The organism is Vagococcus entomophilus (genome assembly GCF_003987595.1).
GTDB classification, from domain to species: Bacteria; Bacillota; Bacilli; order Lactobacillales; family Vagococcaceae; genus Vagococcus_E; species Vagococcus_E entomophilus.
On the sequence record NZ_NGJZ01000002.1, the window covers coordinates 209,619 to 226,097 of the forward strand.

Genomic DNA, 16,479 nt, shown 5'->3' on the forward strand with positions numbered 1-16,479 from the left:
GAAAAGCGTGAAAAAGGCAATTTTTCATATTTATCAAAAAAGTGTAAATATTGAGAGCAGAAGTCGTTCATTTTGCGTCAAGAACCTGCGGCACAACTTTGTAAAATCAGTTGAAATACTATATAATAAGGAAAGGATTTTTGGGAAAGAGCTTGCTTTAAAATCCATGTAACAAAGGGACGTACACGTCATCCAATTAGGAGGAACCTTGATGTCACAAGAGAAAATCAGGTATAAAGCAACAATTGATGGACATAATTATACAATTATTGGAAATGAAAATAAAGAACATATGGACTTGGTGATGGAGCTTTTGAATCATCAATTGGCAGAAATCAAATCTTTGAACAAAGAAATAAATTCTGAACAGGCAGCGATTTTGCTAGCCATTAATGCCTTGTCAGATCAAGCGAAAAAGCAAGAAAAGTTACTTGTATTAGAAGAAAAATATCAAGTTGCAAGTGAAAAGGCGAAGAAAGTTGATGAGCTTGAAGGGCGCGTTCAACGAATTGAGATTTTAGAGGAACAAGCGAAGCAAATTTTACAAGAATCAGGAAAAGACTGTGAGTCGATTACACATATCGAAGCACAGCAGATTGTGAACCAACAGATGAAAGAAAAAATTCAAAAGCACCAACGTGAACTTAAATGAGCGAAATAGAGGTGAAGGTATGCTAACCATCATTATTTTAGTTTTACTTTTGATTGGTTTTTACACAGGCGCACGCAGAGGCTTAGTCCTACAAATTGTTTATTCAGTCGGGTACATTCTGTCCTTTGCTATAGCCAAGTTATATTATACAGATCTGGCAAAAAAGATTGAATTATATATCCCGTATCCATCCGCAACAGAAAGTACACAGATGGTGTTTTTTAGTCAGCCACTTTCTTTTGATTTAGATGGCGCTTTTTACGGGGCAGTTGCCTTTATGCTGATTTTATTTGCAGGCTGGTTGTTGACCCGTTTTATCGGAATGTTTTTCCATAAACTGATGTTTTTCCCTATCCTAAAACAATTGAATACACTAGGAGGCGGATTGATTAGTTTGCTTGTGATGTATGTTGGAATTTTTCTGATTTTGTCCGTGCTGAGCCTAGTTCCAATGGAGAGTATTCAGTCATTATATGAAACAAGTGGCGTAGCACAATTTATTGTGAAGAAAACACCTTTTTTCTCAAAGGCAATTTATGAATGGTGGATTGTACAAATGACTGCTTAACCAAAAGCAGAAACCTGAGGTGAAGAAGATAAATGAACACCAAAATATTAAAAACATTAGAGTTCCAAAAAATAAAATCCTTAGTGGAATCGCTGACTGTCACTGCGGCAGGCGCGGAGGAAGCACGTGAATTAACCCCGATTCATCATGAAGAAAAAATGAGTCGTTGGTTACTTGAAACAGAAGATGGGCAAAAGATTGTTCGATTACGAGGAGGTATGCCAGTCCCTAAATTAGAGAACATTCGACCACATATGCGCCGCTTAGAGATTGGTGCATCTTTGAATGGGCTTGAAATTGCGCAAGTCGGACGGGTTCTACAAACTACAACCGAGGTTAAACGCTTTTTTGAAGAGCTGAAAGAGTTAGAAGTAAGTTTTCACTACTTGTACGAGTGGGCCGAAAAGTTAATTACCTTGCCAACTGTAAATCAAAAAATTCGGCAATCGGTCGATGAGGATGGTCGAGTTACCGATGAGGCTTCCTCAACTTTGAAAGGTATTCGGACGCAGATTCGCCGGACCGAACAAGATGTTCGCTCTCAACTGGATGGTTTGGTTCGAGGGAAACATGCAAAATATTTAAGTGACGCGATTGTCACGATGAGAAATGAACGTTATGTAATACCAGTCAAGCAAGAGTATAGAGGGGTTTTTGGTGGGGTGGTGCATGACCAAAGTGCCTCAGGGCAAACGCTGTTTATCGAACCCAAACAGGTAGTAGAGCTGAATAATCGTTTGCGCCAATATCAAATTTCAGAGCGTCAAGAAGTAGAACGGATCTTGGCTGAACTTTCCAATGAATTGGCTCCTTATGAAAAAGAAATTATCCAAAATGCGTTTGTATTAGGACGTTTGGATTTTATTCAGGCAAAGGCTCTTCTTGCAAAACAAATGCATGCGAGTATCCCAAAGATTAGTGCTAAAAATGAAATCTCGCTTCATGAGGCAAGGCATCCACTGATTGATCCAGAAATAGTGGTTGCTAATGATATCTTTTTGGGCAAGGATTATAAGGCGATTGTCATTACTGGTCCGAATACCGGTGGGAAAACAATTACGCTGAAAACGTTGGGCCTGCTACAATTGATGGCACAATCAGGTCTAGGTATACCTGCTGGAGAAGAAAGTAGCGTGGCGATTTTTAATGAAATATTTGCAGATATCGGGGACGAACAGTCGATTGAGCAAAGCTTGAGTACGTTCTCTTCACATATGACCAATATTGTCACGATTCTAGATTCGATGGACGAGAATAGCTTACTTTTATTTGATGAGTTAGGTGCTGGGACAGATCCTCAGGAAGGAGCCGCACTCGCAATCTCCATATTGGACGCAGTGGGAGCAAAAGGGGCATATGTAATGGCAACGACTCATTATCCGGAGCTAAAAGTTTACGGATATAACCGAGTAGGGACAATTAATGCCAGTATGGAATTTGATGTGGAAACCTTGCGTCCGACCTATCGTCTATTGATTGGAGTTCCTGGTCGAAGTAATGCTTTTGAAATTTCGAAAAGGCTGGGGCTGGATACAACAATTATTCAGGAAGCCAGTCAAATTATTGACGGAGAAAGTCAAGATTTAAACGAGATGATTGCCGATTTAGAAAATAGACGGAAAATGACGGAAACGGAGTACTTGGAGGTTCGACATTTTGTAGAAGAAGCACAGACACTGCATCGTGATTTAAAAGAAATGTACCAGTTATTCTTTGAAGAACGGGAAAAAGAGCTGACAAAAGCTAAAAAGCAAGCGAACCAGCTAGTTTCAGAAGCGGAAGTCGAAGCAGAAAAAATTATCAAGGACATTCGTAAAATGCAACAAGCAAGTGGTCAAGCTGGAGGAATCAAGGAACACCAATTGATTGAAGCAAAAGCACAATTGTCTGGGTTACATCAAGAAGAACAGTTACAAAAAAATAAAATTCTACAAAAAGCAAAGCAACAGAAAACATTAAAAGTTGGCGATGAGGTATTAGTTCAAACCTATGGGCAACGGGGAACCTTGATTAAAAAGATGAAAAATCAGATCTGGCAAGTTCAATTGGGAATTTTAAAGATGAACATTCCAGAGAGTGACATGACACCTGTTGCTCCAGAGAAAGAGCCAGTTACACCGTATAAAGTGGCTGCTATCAAAAGACAAAAAAGTACGAATGTATCGATGCAATTGGATCTTCGGGGCAAACGCTATGAGGAAGCTCTTGCAGAGGTCGATCAATATTTGGATGCGGCTCAACTATCAAATTATGGTCAAGTGACGATTGTTCACGGTAAAGGAACAGGGGCGCTAAGAGAAGGCATTACGCAGTTCTTAAAAGGACATCGTGGGGTTGATTCTTTTGAGTTTGCGCCGGCCAATCAAGGTGGAAATGGCGCAACGATTGTTCACCTAAAGTGATGAAAAGAGCAGAATATTAGAGAAAAATCAACAATATTGCTATAATGAAGCTACACAAGACGTGAATGAGGAGGAAGAAAGATGGTACAACCACTTACAGATAAAGAATTTGCAACAGAAACAGACTCAGGTTTGGTGCTGGTCGATTTTTGGGCGACATGGTGTGGACCATGCCGTATGCAAGCGCCAATCTTGGACAAAGTCGAAGAAGAATACGAAGATCAAGTTTCTTTTTATAAAATGGACGTGGATGAAAATCCAGAAACACCAAGTCAATTTGGAATTATGAGCATCCCTACCTTGCTAATTAAAAAAGATGGCGAAGTAGTGGAAAAATTAATTGGTGTTCAACAAAAGGCACAGCTTGAAAAAGTATTTGCGAAATATTTATAAGGTTTAGCATACTATAGTTTAACTAAACTAAAAAAAGGAAGCCAGTGCTCACATCGAGTAGCAGCTTCCTTTTTTATCGTTAACGGATCCCTTTTTTTCTCCGTTTGTCGTCTTGAATAATCTTTAGAGCACGCTTTCGTGTCTTGATGTTCGGGCTTGCTAGACGTCTTCTAGCGCTAGATAAATCATTTTTTTCAGGCATCGTGTTCTCCATTCTAAAAAAATATTGCAATCCATACAAAAGAGGTATATAATTCTTTTTAAATAGTAATGATTACGTTTTGTATTTTAATCATAATAAAGGACTGTCACTTTGTCAAGAAAAAATTGGAGGATCATATGGCGAAAAAATCGAAAGTTGTAAAAGCTCAAAAACAAAGAATAATGATTGAAAAATATGCTGAACAAAGAAGAGAATTAAAAGAAAAAGGAGATTATGAAGGATTGAGAAAATTACCGAAGGATTCCAATCCTATTCATTATAAAAATCGCGATTTAATTGATGGACGTCCTAGAGCTTATATGCGCAAGTTTGGGATGTCACGGATCCATTTTAGAGAGCTAGCACTGCAAGGGAAAATACCTGGGGTCAAAAAAGCTAGTTGGTAAGAAAATTTGTGAAAAAGCATTAAATTTGCTGTTTGAATTTGACTTCTCTATAATTAAAATTGAACAGAATTTTTAGGAGGAAGCAGATGACAGCGAATTATCAAGTTTTACTTTATTATCAATATACCACCATTGAAGACCCAGAATTATTTGCAAAACAGCACTTGGCGTTTTGTGAGTCGCTCAATCTTCGAGGACGTATTTTGGTTGCAAATGAGGGAATTAATGGCACTTTGTCCGGACGAGTAGCAGATACAAAACGATATATGGAAGCAATGCATCAAGATGAACGCTTTAAGGAAATGCTATTTAAGCTTGATCCAGCACCAGAACACGCATTTAAAAAAATGCATGTGCGCCCGCGTAAAGAATTAGTATCTTTAAATCTTGAACAAGACATCAATCCACTAGAACAAACTGGTGACTATTTGAGCCCTAAAGAGTTTAAAGAAGCAATCTTGGATGAAGAGACAGTCGTAATCGATGCTCGAAATGACTATGAATATGATCTAGGCCATTTTAGAGGAGCAATCCGTCCAGAAATTCGAAGTTTTCGTGAGTTGCCACAGTGGATTCAAGAAAATAAAGAAAAATTTATGGATAAGCGTGTCGTTACCTACTGTACTGGGGGAATTCGTTGTGAAAAATTTTCTGGTTGGTTAGTTCGAGAAGGGTTTAAAGACGTGGGACAATTACATGGTGGCATTGCAACGTATGGAAAAGATCCAGAAGTTCAAGGGGACTTGTGGGATGGTGCAATGTACGTGTTTGACGAGAGGATTAGTGTTCCCATTAATCGCAAAGAGCATGTAGTTGTTGGACGTGATTGGTTTGATGGCAAACCTTGTGAGCGCTATGTGAATTGTGCAAACCCTTATTGCAACCGTCAGATGCTTTGCTCTGAACAAAATGAAGAAAAATATTTACGTGGTTGTTCGCATGAATGTCGAGTGCATTCTCAGAATCGTTATGTCAGAGAACAAGAACTTTCTACTGCTGAGGTTGTAAAGAGATTAAGCGCAATTGGTGAAAAGCTTAGTGAAAGTGTTAAATAGAATGAAAGCATCCGGATTTTTCCGGATGCTTTTTTTAATTAGCGCTTGTATAATTTGAATCAATCATAGACAATAAAAGTAAGAAGTTAGTCTTGGGAGGTTGCAGAGGATGAAATTACAACAATTACGCTATATGATTGCAGTTGTGCAGTCGGGTTCGTTTAATCAAGCGGCAAAACGGTTATTTATTTCGCAGTCGTCTCTATCATCGGCGATTAAAGAATTAGAGAATGAAACTGGAATTGAGTTGTTCATTCGAACCAATAAAGGGATTAGTCTGACCACTGATGGTGCAGAATTTTTGGGGTATGCTAGACAAGTGGTTGAACAAACTGAACTTTTGGAGCAGCGTTATCTCAATAAAAAGCCTGCCAGGCAACTATTTTCTGTTTCAACGCAGCATTATGCTTTTTCAGTTGATGCGTTTGTTTCGCTGATTCGTAAGACGGATGCAGATGAGTACGATTTTGCATTACGAGAGACAAAAACCCATGAAATTTTTGAAGATGTAAAAACGCAGCGAAGTGAAATTGGCATTTTGTATAAATATAGCTACAATGAAAAAGTGGTAGATAAGTTTGTTAAAGAAAATCACTTGAAGTTTTCACCGTTGTTTGAAGCAAAACCTCATGTGTTTGTCAGCACAAAGCACCCCTTAGTCAAACAGGCGAAAGTCAGTGTGAATATGGAAGAGTTAAAAGAATATCCCTATCTATTATTTGATCAAGGGGAGTTTAATTCGTTTTATTTCTCAGAAGAAATCTTGAGTACGGTTGCGAGGAAAAAAAGTCTCCATGTCAGTGACCGAGCAACTTTATTTAATCTGTTGATTGGACTGAATGGCTATACCATTTCAACCGGTGTAATTGGCACGGATTTAAATGGAACAGACATTGTGGCATTGCCTTTGAATGTCGAGGAAACAATCTGTGTGGGTTGGATTAGTTCGGCAAACAGACAACTTTCACGCTTAGGAAAACTGTATATTGAAGAGTTACAAAAAGTATTGGAGGCCTATGATGTTGTCACCTTGTTTGAATGAAAAGGTATCTTGTTATCGGATTTACAGATAATAAGATATCTTTTTTTTGTGTTACAGATTGCAGAGAGAGATGTGCTATACTACCACTTAACAGAAAAGAAAAAGTACAGGAGGAGTTTTTATGACGAACAAAACATTCAGTAAAAGAACGACAGCCCCTTTTCGTTTTGACATAGTAGGAAGTTTCTTACGCCCAGAAAAACTAAAACAAGCACGAGCAGACTTTGATGCTGGAAAAATTGATTTTGAAGCACTAACTAAGATAGAAGACGAAGAGATTCGTGGGCTAGTTGCAAAAGAAAAAGCAGCAGGATTGCAAGGGATAACAGATGGTGAGTTTAGAAGAAGTTATTGGCATTTAGACTATTTTTGGGGCTTCTCAGGTGTTGAACACAATACTATGAGCCAAGGGTACTTGTTTCACGGCGAAGAAACACGTGCGGATTCAGCTCGTTTAAATGGCAAAATTCGGTTTACGGAGAATCATCCTTTCTTAGCACATTATAAGTTTTTAAAAGAAGTTGTTGGAAAAGAGGGTACGGCTAGACAAAGTATTCCAGCGCCAGCACAATTTTTTGCAGAACTGGTTCGTGCAGAAAATGAGGAGAAGGTAAATGAATTTTATCCTGATCGTGCAGAGCTATATGAAGACATTTCAAAAGCTTATAGAGAGTCTATCCTTGCTTTTTATGAGCTAGGATGTCGCAATATTCAACTAGATGACTGTACTTGGGGAATGCTTTGTGATGAGAAATTTTGGTCAAATATGGCAAATGGCGAGTATGATGTTCAGGCACTTCAAGAGCTCTACTTGAAATTGAACAATGATGCGATTGCGGATTTGCCAGAAGACTTGGTTGTGAACACGCATGTCTGCCGTGGAAATTATCACTCTACCTGGGCTACATCTGGAGGGTATGCACCAGTTGCAGAAACCTTGTTTGGAAATGAAAATGTTCAAGGCTTTTATTTAGAGTATGATGATGATCGTTCTGGAGGTTTTGAACCTTTATCCCACTTACCTGAGGGGAAACAAGTAGTTTTAGGATTGGTTACAAGTAAATCAGGAAAATTAGAAGACAAAGAGGTCATTAAAAAAAGAATTGCAGAAGCAGCAAAAGTTATTCCCTTAGATGATTTGTGCCTTAGCCCACAATGTGGCTTTGCTTCTACCGAAGAAGGAAATATTTTAAGCGACGCAGAACAATGGGCGAAAATTGAGCTTATTAAGGAAATTGCAGCAGAAGTTTGGGGAATTTAATTGAAAAAAAGGTTGAGATAGAAGTAGCTTTTGTCGAGTACTTCTATCTCAACCTTTTTTATGTTAGTGACGCTCAAATTTAAATTGTTGGAAAAAGGCGACGTTGTTTTTAGATTTAAAATAGCTATACAGTGAAAATAAGAAGGCGCCACATGTATTTGTAATTAAATCGCCCATAGTATCCATGAGCGCAGCGCGACCAATCAATTCTTTGCCATGGTTAGCATATCTTTGCAAGTTCATTCCAAGTAATCCATCGCAAGCAAACTCATAAAATTCCCAAAAAATACCGCAAGTTAGACCAAACGTTAAACCAAAAAGAAGATAACATAGCGGACTAAGCTCAGGTTTCAAATTTTTAGGCAAAAGATAACCAATAATCCCATAGCCAACAGCGACAAGCAACATAGCACTACTAAGATGTAAAATTTTATCCCAAAATGAGACTTTAGCAATTACTTGTAGCCCGGTGCCAATGAAAATGGAAAAAATGAGAAATAACCAATAAAAAAACTTAGTAAAAGTTGGAATGGTAATTCGCGTCAACTTAGTGAATAGAATCGGTACAAATAGAGTCCCCATGCCTAAAAGCATTTCAAAAAATAAGAAATAATCTTGGGTGTAAAAACACGCCCGGTAAGCAGTATAAACGGTGACTAAACTTCCAATGATAAAAGTTCCCATAAAAATAGTACTTTCAGTTTTCTTTGAATCAAACATCAAAAAACCCCTTTCGAATAATACTTTCCTTTTCAGTTTAACATATTCCCACTTTTCATCACAGAAATACAAGGTATCGTTGGTAGATATTTAGATAGCATTCGACATAGAAAAATTGCTTGCCATTTTTGTAGAATTTAAGTTGGCAAAACTCATTTAAAAGTAATACTTGTTGAAATGCAGCATATTTAATGCTATATTAAATATGTTTCAAAAAACTAAATAGAACTTACCATCACAAAGGGGTGCCAGTAGGCTGAGATTGAGTCATTTGACTCGGACCCTTCGAACCTGATTTCATTGACATGAGCGTAGGGATTGTGATGGAGTAGACTGATATAGACAATCTTGTTATCTGTTTGCTCCTCCTTTGTTGTATGGACTAGTTCAAACAACAAAGGAGGAGTTTTTTTGAGCAACATACGATTGAATGTTTGGATTGAAGGAACGATTGTGGCAGCTTTAGCTATGGCATTTAGTTTCATTCCAACAACAATAGGCAGTAGTTTTTCCATTTCTTTAGGGTGTATTCCCTTGACCGTTTACGCGTTTAGAAGAGGCGTAAAACCAACACTATTTTCAGGCTTAGTCTGGGGACTTTTACACTTTTTGACGGGGCAGGTGTATTATCTATCCGTTAGTCAGGTATTAATAGAGTACCTCATTGCGTTTACCTGTATTGGATTTGCGGGAGTAGTATCAGAAAAACTTCAAGTTGCATTAGCACAAAATAATGGACATCAAGTAACAAAATTGATTATCCAAGGCACTTTTTCAGGAATCTTGGCGAGATACTTTTGGCATTTTGTTGCGGGAGTTATTTTCTGGGGGAGCTATGCGCTATGGGGGATGAATCCTTGGATTTTCTCTCTGGTCATGAATGGAGCGAGTGGTTTGGCAACTGGGGTAGTAACGCTGATTGTAGTACTGGTTATTAGTAAAAAGTGGCCACAGTTATTGCGACCGTCTAAATAAAAAGATCTGATCGACAACTTGTGGATTGAATTATAGAGTTGCGACAACTATACAAACATCTCCGTTTTCTTCATTTTATATGAAGAAAACGGAGATGTTTTTTGCTCAAACGAATTTCAGCACTATTGGCAGTTAAAGTAGTAGCTAATGAATGAGGTTGAAAGAAAAAATGACTGGAGAAATGATGATAGAATGAAGTATCAGATAGGCTATATAACCTCCATAAATGAAAAAAATACTCAAAGAGCGAAAGTGTCAATCTCTTCTTTAATAACCTTATATAAAGGCTCGTCATTTAATAATTTTAACAGTTTTAACCGATCATCAAGTTTTCCTTTTTGATCAGACAGAAGACCATATCTTATTAATGATATGGATATATAATCAATTCTTTTACTCTGAAAGGAACAAGCTAGGGCTTTTTCAGAAAAAAGCAAAGCAGAAGTTTTCTCTATTTGTTGGTTTAATAAATTCCTTATCTGTTTTTTTCAAGAACGTACAGGCTTATTATGAAGCGATAAAAAAACATTATCAGAAGCATATTTCTTAAAGAAATGCCTGCTGATAATGCTTCATATAGAATTGTTTTATTCTATTTTAAAATCTAAAACACACTCCATACAGATCGAAAGCTGTACAAAATTTTATCAAGTCCTATAATGAAAAGAGAATGCAACACCTATATGGTTACTTATCCTCGGTAATTTACCGAAAATAAGCAACTGTATAGGTGTTTTTGTTACTGTCCCTTTTTCTGGGTTCATTCCCAACTCATTGAGTTGGGGAAGTGCTTTTTTATTTGATACGGTTATCTATAATAATTATTTTTATTTTTGATATAACGAATCAACCAAATAATCAGCGCAAGTGGCACTAAAAAAGTAAGGGCGACTACGAAGATGACGGAAACAACTTTTAAAATAAACGTAATACAAAGAACGGTAATGATCGCAATCATTGAGAAACGAAATATATCGAATAAAGAATACGAACGCATGTGAATTCCTTCTTTCTTTCTTGTTATTAATATATACAGAGTATACCAAAACAATTCGAACTTTTCGTCCTACTTAAGACTGAACTATTCTTGTGGATGTTTGTTTTTATATTGTTGAACGTATTTATGTACGGAACCAATGGAGATATTGCATTCCTCGGAGATTCGTTTTAAAGAGTAGCCTTTGTTTTTATGTAAGTGAATGATATGGTCGATTACCTCTTGATCAATGGTTGGACGCCCGCCAATTTTCCCTTGCTTTCTGGCATAGTCTAAACCTCGCAATGTATTTTCACGCATGACAGCTTTTTCTATAGAAGAAAAATAATGAATCATTTCATTCAAAGAGAAAGATTGATTTTGGTCAGTGTTTATATTGGTAGCAGCAAGGGTTAATTCAACCTCTTTTTCCTCTAGAAACGTGATAATTTCAGCTAATCCTGTCAAATTTTTACCCAGTACTGAAAAGTCATAAATGACGATTTGATCGCCCTTTTCAACGCACTCTAGTAAGTGGTTTAACTCTTTTGAGTTAGATTCGTCCGGAACAAGACTTTCAATATAAATTTTATCGTATTTATAATTTTTTAAAGCGTTCATTTGAGTCGTAATAAAAGTTTCATCCATTGCGATTCTTGCGTAGCCATAAATGGTCATATCAAACACTCCAATCTTTTTGTATGTATATTAAGTATTTATTTAATAAACGGTTTAACTAAGTAAGATTATACAATATCTTGAATGCTTTCACAATAAAGGGGGTCTAAATTTCATATATTTATAATCCTTTTTTTAAATAAAAAATAAATTTTTTTTTTGCGTATTTTGATAGTAAGGTGTGAACGAAGGGAGGAAAGTCCTATGGCAAAGATAGAGATAAAAGAAATCATGCAACAAATTATTGGTGAAGCTTCTGTGCGTAAAGCCAGTGATTGTTATATTTATCCCCGTAAATTTGGATACGAAATTTCTTATAGAGTCCACCAGAAAAAAATCGTAGCACAGCAATTAGGTTTTACTACTGGAGAAAAGCTGATTCTATTATTTAAATACTTGGCTGGAATGGACGTTTCTGAAAGAAGAAAAGTTCAAATAGGTGCTGCAAGTTTTCAGTATCAATCAGGCGTCTGTCGCATTCGGTTGTCGAGCGTATCAGACTATCGAAATCATGAAATCCTCGTCTTGCGCTTTTTACATTCAGCAAGTCAAACAGAAAGACTGCAGTTTTTATTTCCAAACCAAATGATAAAAGTTGCTGAAAAAGTCCGGGCACATGGTTTGTACTTATTCTGTGGGCCAACGGGAGCAGGAAAGTCAACGACGATGCATCACTTAGCACAAAAGTACTCCGATAGACAGATCATAACGATTGAAGATCCAGTTGAGCTGGAGCAAGAGACGTTTTTACAACTGCAAGTAAATGACAAAATAGGGTTAACCTATGAAAAGTTGGTCAAGGTTTGTTTGAGAAGCCGACCGGATTTATTGATTATTGGTGAGATACGAGATGCAGAAACGGCAAAGATTGCCATTCGAGGGGCACTTACAGGACACTTGATCTTCTCTACATTACATGCGATGCATGCGCATGGAGCAATACCAAGGTTAAAAGAATTGGGGGTACCAAAAGAAGAGCTGAGACAGTGTTTGAAAGGGGTCATCTATCAACGCCTGATTCCGTTAGTTTGTTCACGGTGTGGTGAGAAGTGCCAGCCTTTTTGTCCATATTTAAGCCGCAATCATGCGGTTCTTTTTGACACATTATTTTTTGAGGAGGTTTTTAAAAAAAATGAAACAGGAGCTAGATGGAAACGGTTGTTGGGAAAAGCTTGGGCAAGGGGGCAGATTACTCAAAAAACTTTTCAAAATGAACTTCTCTATGAGAATTAAGCTAAATGAGCAGCAACGTTTGGTGCAACTTTTAGCAGACTTGTTAGCTTTTGGATTAAGTATTCAAGACAGTTTGCATTTTTTGATAAAGATTGAAATCAAAAATAACTGCAGTATCCAGAAAATGGAACAAGATTTATCTGAGGGGAGGTATGTCTATCAGATATTTGCTCATCTTCAACTGTCCCCCATTTATATTGCCCAGATTAGTCTAGCAGATGTTCATGGGGATCTTTCAGGAACTTTGGGGAATATTGCAAAGCAGCTAGACATGTGGCAAAAGCAACGAAAAAAATTATGGAAGATCCTTCTTTATCCCCTTACATTATTTTGTATTTTATTGTCTGTAGTTATGGGGATGAATTATTTTTTACTTCCGCAGTTAAGGCTTACAGGTCAAAAAAGCCCAGCCATTTATTTTTTACGGTATATGCCTATTGTCACCTTTGGCCTAGTAATTCTTGTTGTTCTTGGCGTGGCCAGTGGAAAAATATATTTAAGAAACAAGACCGCTTTATATCAAGCAAATTTATTTGTAAGTGTCCCTCTTATTGGTGGGTATGCCCAAATGTACTATACTTCTTTTTTTGCTTTAGAATGGGGAAAATTACTATTGCAAGGTCTGGAATTAAAAGAAATTGTCGAAATTATGTCTGGTGAAGGGACAACTCGTTTGATGAAAGAAATGGCCAACGAATTACGAAAAGGGTTTGAGGAGGGGAAATCGATAGCAGACAAAATACAAGAGTGGCCTTTTTTACTAAAAGGGTTTAAGCAAGTGATTGAGCAGGGGGAAGTAAAGGGGATTTTAGGCAAAGAGATGGTCTTTTATGCCGAACAGCTAAGCAAAAATTTGCTTGAAAAAGTTCAATATTTTTTTAATCTGTTTCAACCTTTTTTATTTTTATTAATAGCGATACTGATTATAAGTGTATATGGTTCGTTGTTGTTGCCGATTTATAATGAAATGGAGCGATTGATATGAAATGTAGAAAACGGACAAATAAATACGCAGGATTCACACTTTTGGAAATGCTGTTAGTACTCTCAATCATAGCGGTTTTACTATTATTATTTGTCCCAAATCTATCCAAGAAAAGTGAACTGATCCAAAAAGAAGGAACAGAAGCTTTGACAAAAGTAATAGAAACACAATCTGAACTATTCAAGCTAGAAATGGAAGATCACGAAGTAACGTGGGAAAAACTGTTCAATAATGGCTATCTTACTCAAAAACAAATTGAAGATGCTAAAAAACGGAAAATTCAATTAAAATGACAAAATATCATGTGGATAAACATTTAGGTTCGACTTTTTTCGAGATGTTGCTTGTTTTAGGTATCGTTGCTATTTGTTTTAGTTTTTCGTTTTCGCAGGCTTCTAGATGGCAAGAAAAATTAGAAAATCAATTTTTTTTATATGAGTTTGAAAAAGTTCTGTATCAGCTACAGCAAACGGCTTTATTTACAAATCAGACTACAAAAATAAGCTTAAATCAGCAGTTCCAAAAGATTGAATATGAAACAGTGGACTACAATGGCAATATTGTAACGATCAAATTAAAAATTCCAAGTAAGCTGATCGTGCAGGATACACAGACCATTCAGTTCAAAAAAGGGAATGGCAACACGGGGAAGATGAAAAAGATGAGCTTTATTTGTTTAAGCGTTAACAAAAAGTATTCGTATCAGTTTCAGATGGGGAGTGGACGTTTTGAAAAGAAAGAGGAATCAAATTCGAAAAAGTAAGGGGAGTTTGATCATTGAAAGCTATTTATCTGTCATTATTCTGGGAACTATGTGGTCCGTTTTGGGGATGGGAATGATCCGTATAAACCACCAGACCCACGAAAAATTTGCTCGTTTAGAAGCTTATCGAGCAGCATATGAGATGAGTGAAGAGATGAAAGTGAATAAAGCAGTACAAAGCTACGAAAAAAAAGTTCAGAAAGAAAGGTTTCGGTGTGTATATTTGCCCCAACGAGAAATTGAGGTTTGCTATGGAAAAAACAAAATTTCCCTACAATTATTACAAATTAAATAAAGGCTTCACTCTTTTAGAAGCTTTAATCAGTCTCTTCTTATTTAGTTTGGTAGTGAGCACATTACCCCCAGCAGTGCAGTTGATTCGAAAATATGAAAAGCAAAATAGCTCTAAGTATCAACTAGAGTGGCATGTATTTCTTGCACAGATGAATGTCGTGATGACTCGTGCTGATACTCAAGAGATGACAGTTATTGATGGCAAGTTGGTTTATTATGAAAAAGACAAAATAGTAAAAATAGAGCACTATAAAAAAATGCTTCGCCGAGTAAAAAATGGCGGGCATGAGCCACTTTTATTAGGGGTTAAACATGTAAAAGTTGAAAAAGTCAATGCACATGTTTTTCAATTAGAGGTTGAATTTATTGATGGTACTACCAATAACGGAAGGTGGACAATTAGTGGCAGATTGTAAAAAACACAAAGGCAGTTTACTCGTTTCGACTGTGGGAATATTTTGTATCACGCTTTTATTGTTTCTAGCAATAACAGCAGATTATTACCGAAAAAGTTTATTTGTATATCAGACAATCTGGTATTACAAGTTACGCATTATGGAGAATATGTCCGTGCAACAACTAAGAGAACAAAGTGCCAAAGATTTAGCTAAAAGTAGTTATGATCAGAAATATATTTTTGTTGATGGAGAGGTAGAAGTAAGCTATAATAATCAAATTTTTCATTTATGTACGAAAGCAAAAGGGAAGTCTTACCAGCTAAAAAAAGAGATTCCACTTGCTCAACTTTTAAATTAAAAAAAAACAACGTTTTTATAGAAGTCAATACTTGAATTCTTGTAATAGATTCGTTAGAATTAGGGAGAATGAAAGTTGTTAAAAAGAGGTGGGAAAATGTCTCAACAGACAGTAGAACAAGGTTTTACAATTATGAATGAAGCGATTGACCTATTAAAGAAGGCCATTGGTGTTTCTTTTTTAGATAGTTACATTGAAACTGGTGAGAACTTTCTTGATGGACAAACAGTCCGGGTCCTTGACGGAGTACCCAACAAGGATCATGTGCAAAAACTAGAATGTGCGTACAAAAAATTTCAAGCGCTATCATTTTCAAAAGAAGAGCTTAGAAAAGTCTTTCAATTAGTTTTATTGAAAGGGATGAAGCAAGAATATGTTCAACCTAACCATCAGTTAACTCCTGATGCGCTGGGCTTTTTGTTTGTATATCTAATTGAACAATTGAAAAAGAAAACTCAAACAGAGCTTTCTATACTGGATATTGCAGTTGGATCCGGGAATCTTCTCTTGACTGTGTTACTTAATCTTGAGCTTGCGGGCACTACAGTTAAAGGCATTGGGGTAGATATTGATGATACTTTGCTATCTGTTGCAGCTGTTAACACGCAGTGGACAAAAGCCTCTGTTCAGTTGTTTCACCAAGATGGTTTGCAGCCGTTGCTGGTCGATCCAGTTGATTTTGCGATTTCTGATCTGCCAGTTGGCTTCTATCCAAATCAAGATAAAGCCGCAAATTTTCAAGTGTTCTCAGAACTGGAGAATACCTATGCCCATCATTTGTTGATGGAACAAAGTATGAAATATGTAAAAGATGGAGGCTATGGAATTTTCTTAGTCCCAGAAAATCTTTTTGAAACAAGTCAAGAGGAAAGTTTGAAGAAATGGTTACGTTCATCTGTTTATGTACAAGCAGTTTTGAAATTACCCAATAACTTATTTAAAACAAAGCAGTCTAGAAAGAGCATTTTGGTCGTACAAAATCAAGGTTCCGGTAGCTGTCAGGCTAAAGAAGTATTGTTAGCTGAGCTTCCTTCATTGCAAGATCCAAAAGCTTTACAAGCATTTTTTGCTAAATTTTCTTCATGGAAAAAGCAGTATTTAGACTAAAGAATAAAGG

Annotated in this window: 21 protein-coding genes and 1 riboswitch; of the genes, 17 read left to right on the forward strand and 4 right to left on the reverse strand. The window is 36.8% G+C overall.

The window, feature by feature from the left end:
* Window positions 1-211: 211 nt before the first annotated feature.
* The 4 genes from CBF30_RS06990 (at window position 212) to trxA (ending at window position 4,015) form a co-directional block, all read left to right on the forward strand.
* Window positions 212-652 (forward strand): cell division protein ZapA, encoded by a 441-nt coding sequence (locus CBF30_RS06990; RefSeq protein ID WP_126824287.1) that lies wholly within the window; start codon window positions 212-214, stop codon window positions 650-652.
* A 19-nt stretch (window positions 653-671) separates the two neighbouring features.
* A complete protein-coding gene (locus tag CBF30_RS06995) occupies window positions 672-1,220 on the forward strand; it encodes a CvpA family protein (protein WP_126824290.1) in 549 nt (182 codons plus the stop codon).
* Window positions 1,221-1,252: 32 nt separating this feature from the next.
* Window positions 1,253-3,622 (forward strand): endonuclease MutS2, encoded by a 2,370-nt coding sequence (locus CBF30_RS07000; protein ID WP_126824293.1) that lies wholly within the window; start codon window positions 1,253-1,255, stop codon window positions 3,620-3,622.
* An 81-nt stretch (window positions 3,623-3,703) separates the two neighbouring features.
* The gene (trxA, locus tag CBF30_RS07005; protein ID WP_126824295.1) at window positions 3,704-4,015 is read left to right on the forward strand and encodes a thioredoxin; all 312 of its coding nucleotides are present in this window, start codon (window positions 3,704-3,706) and stop codon (window positions 4,013-4,015) included.
* Between the two features lie 79 nt (window positions 4,016-4,094).
* On the opposite strand, the gene CBF30_RS11825 is transcribed toward trxA, so the two are convergent.
* Window positions 4,095-4,217 carry a putative metal homeostasis protein gene (locus CBF30_RS11825; RefSeq protein ID WP_170168970.1) on the reverse strand — a complete coding sequence of 41 codons (123 nt, stop codon included), beginning with the start codon at window positions 4,215-4,217 and terminating at the stop codon, window positions 4,095-4,097.
* A gap of 137 nt (window positions 4,218-4,354) precedes the next feature.
* Here CBF30_RS11825 and rpsN point away from each other — a divergent pair, with 137 nt between their 5' ends.
* From rpsN to CBF30_RS07025, 4 genes are all read left to right on the forward strand, one after another.
* The gene (gene rpsN, locus CBF30_RS07010; RefSeq protein WP_126824298.1) at window positions 4,355-4,624 is read left to right on the forward strand and encodes a 30S ribosomal protein S14; all 270 of its coding nucleotides are present in this window, start codon (window positions 4,355-4,357) and stop codon (window positions 4,622-4,624) included.
* A gap of 86 nt (window positions 4,625-4,710) precedes the next feature.
* The gene (gene trhO, locus CBF30_RS07015) at window positions 4,711-5,679 is read left to right on the forward strand and encodes an oxygen-dependent tRNA uridine(34) hydroxylase TrhO (protein WP_126824301.1); all 969 of its coding nucleotides are present in this window, start codon (window positions 4,711-4,713) and stop codon (window positions 5,677-5,679) included.
* A gap of 109 nt (window positions 5,680-5,788) precedes the next feature.
* Window positions 5,789-6,721 (forward strand): LysR family transcriptional regulator, encoded by a 933-nt coding sequence (locus CBF30_RS07020; RefSeq protein WP_126824304.1) that lies wholly within the window; start codon window positions 5,789-5,791, stop codon window positions 6,719-6,721.
* Window positions 6,722-6,842: 121 nt separating this feature from the next.
* Window positions 6,843-7,982, forward strand: coding sequence for a 5-methyltetrahydropteroyltriglutamate--homocysteine S-methyltransferase (locus tag CBF30_RS07025; protein WP_126824307.1), 1,140 nt, complete (start codon window positions 6,843-6,845; stop codon window positions 7,980-7,982).
* Between the two features lie 63 nt (window positions 7,983-8,045).
* Here the strand turns inward: CBF30_RS07025 and CBF30_RS07030 are convergent, their stop codons facing one another.
* Window positions 8,046-8,702 (reverse strand): DUF2238 domain-containing protein, encoded by a 657-nt coding sequence (locus tag CBF30_RS07030; protein ID WP_126824310.1) that lies wholly within the window; start codon window positions 8,700-8,702, stop codon window positions 8,046-8,048.
* Window positions 8,703-8,933: 231 nt separating this feature from the next.
* A riboswitch (TPP riboswitch) is annotated at window positions 8,934-9,037 on the forward strand.
* 76 nt (window positions 9,038-9,113) lie between these two features.
* Here CBF30_RS07030 and thiT point away from each other — a divergent pair.
* Window positions 9,114-9,677 carry an energy-coupled thiamine transporter ThiT gene (gene thiT, locus CBF30_RS07035; protein ID WP_390221185.1) on the forward strand — a complete coding sequence of 188 codons (564 nt, stop codon included), beginning with the start codon at window positions 9,114-9,116 and terminating at the stop codon, window positions 9,675-9,677.
* Between the two features lie 808 nt (window positions 9,678-10,485).
* Here thiT and CBF30_RS07040 read toward each other — a convergent pair.
* A complete protein-coding gene (locus CBF30_RS07040) occupies window positions 10,486-10,674 on the reverse strand; it encodes a hypothetical protein (RefSeq protein WP_126824313.1) in 189 nt (62 codons plus the stop codon).
* Between the two features lie 84 nt (window positions 10,675-10,758).
* Window positions 10,759-11,331, reverse strand: a complete 573-nt coding sequence (locus CBF30_RS07045) for a recombinase family protein (protein WP_126824316.1) — start codon at window positions 11,329-11,331, stop codon at window positions 10,759-10,761.
* 204 nt (window positions 11,332-11,535) lie between these two features.
* Between CBF30_RS07045 and comGA the strand changes: the two genes are divergently transcribed.
* From comGA to CBF30_RS07085, 8 genes are all read left to right on the forward strand, one after another.
* Window positions 11,536-12,564: a competence type IV pilus ATPase ComGA gene (gene comGA / locus CBF30_RS07050; RefSeq protein ID WP_126824320.1), complete on the forward strand. Its 1,029-nt coding sequence runs from the start codon at window positions 11,536-11,538 to the stop codon at window positions 12,562-12,564.
* Window positions 12,464-13,549: a competence type IV pilus assembly protein ComGB gene (gene comGB / locus CBF30_RS07055; RefSeq protein ID WP_170168971.1), complete on the forward strand. Its 1,086-nt coding sequence runs from the start codon at window positions 12,464-12,466 to the stop codon at window positions 13,547-13,549. Before comGA ends, comGB begins: the two co-directional genes overlap by 101 nt.
* On the forward strand, window positions 13,546-13,842 hold the full coding sequence (gene comGC / locus CBF30_RS07060; protein ID WP_126824326.1) for a competence type IV pilus major pilin ComGC: 297 nt from the start codon (window positions 13,546-13,548) through the stop codon (window positions 13,840-13,842). Before comGB ends, comGC begins: the two co-directional genes overlap by 4 nt.
* The gene (gene comGD, locus CBF30_RS07065) at window positions 13,839-14,312 is read left to right on the forward strand and encodes a competence type IV pilus minor pilin ComGD (RefSeq protein WP_126824329.1); all 474 of its coding nucleotides are present in this window, start codon (window positions 13,839-13,841) and stop codon (window positions 14,310-14,312) included. Before comGC ends, comGD begins: the two co-directional genes overlap by 4 nt.
* A complete protein-coding gene (locus tag CBF30_RS07070) occupies window positions 14,278-14,607 on the forward strand; it encodes a hypothetical protein (protein WP_126824332.1) in 330 nt (109 codons plus the stop codon). The genes comGD and CBF30_RS07070 overlap by 35 nt, the downstream gene beginning before the upstream one ends.
* Window positions 14,564-15,022, forward strand: a complete 459-nt coding sequence (gene comGF / locus CBF30_RS07075; RefSeq protein WP_126825526.1) for a competence type IV pilus minor pilin ComGF — start codon at window positions 14,564-14,566, stop codon at window positions 15,020-15,022. The genes CBF30_RS07070 and comGF overlap by 44 nt, the downstream gene beginning before the upstream one ends.
* Window positions 15,009-15,362: a hypothetical protein gene (locus tag CBF30_RS07080; protein ID WP_126824335.1), complete on the forward strand. Its 354-nt coding sequence runs from the start codon at window positions 15,009-15,011 to the stop codon at window positions 15,360-15,362. The genes comGF and CBF30_RS07080 overlap by 14 nt, the downstream gene beginning before the upstream one ends.
* Window positions 15,363-15,458: 96 nt before the next feature.
* The gene (locus tag CBF30_RS07085; protein WP_126824338.1) at window positions 15,459-16,469 is read left to right on the forward strand and encodes a class I SAM-dependent methyltransferase; all 1,011 of its coding nucleotides are present in this window, start codon (window positions 15,459-15,461) and stop codon (window positions 16,467-16,469) included.
* Window positions 16,470-16,479: the final 10 nt, after the last annotated feature.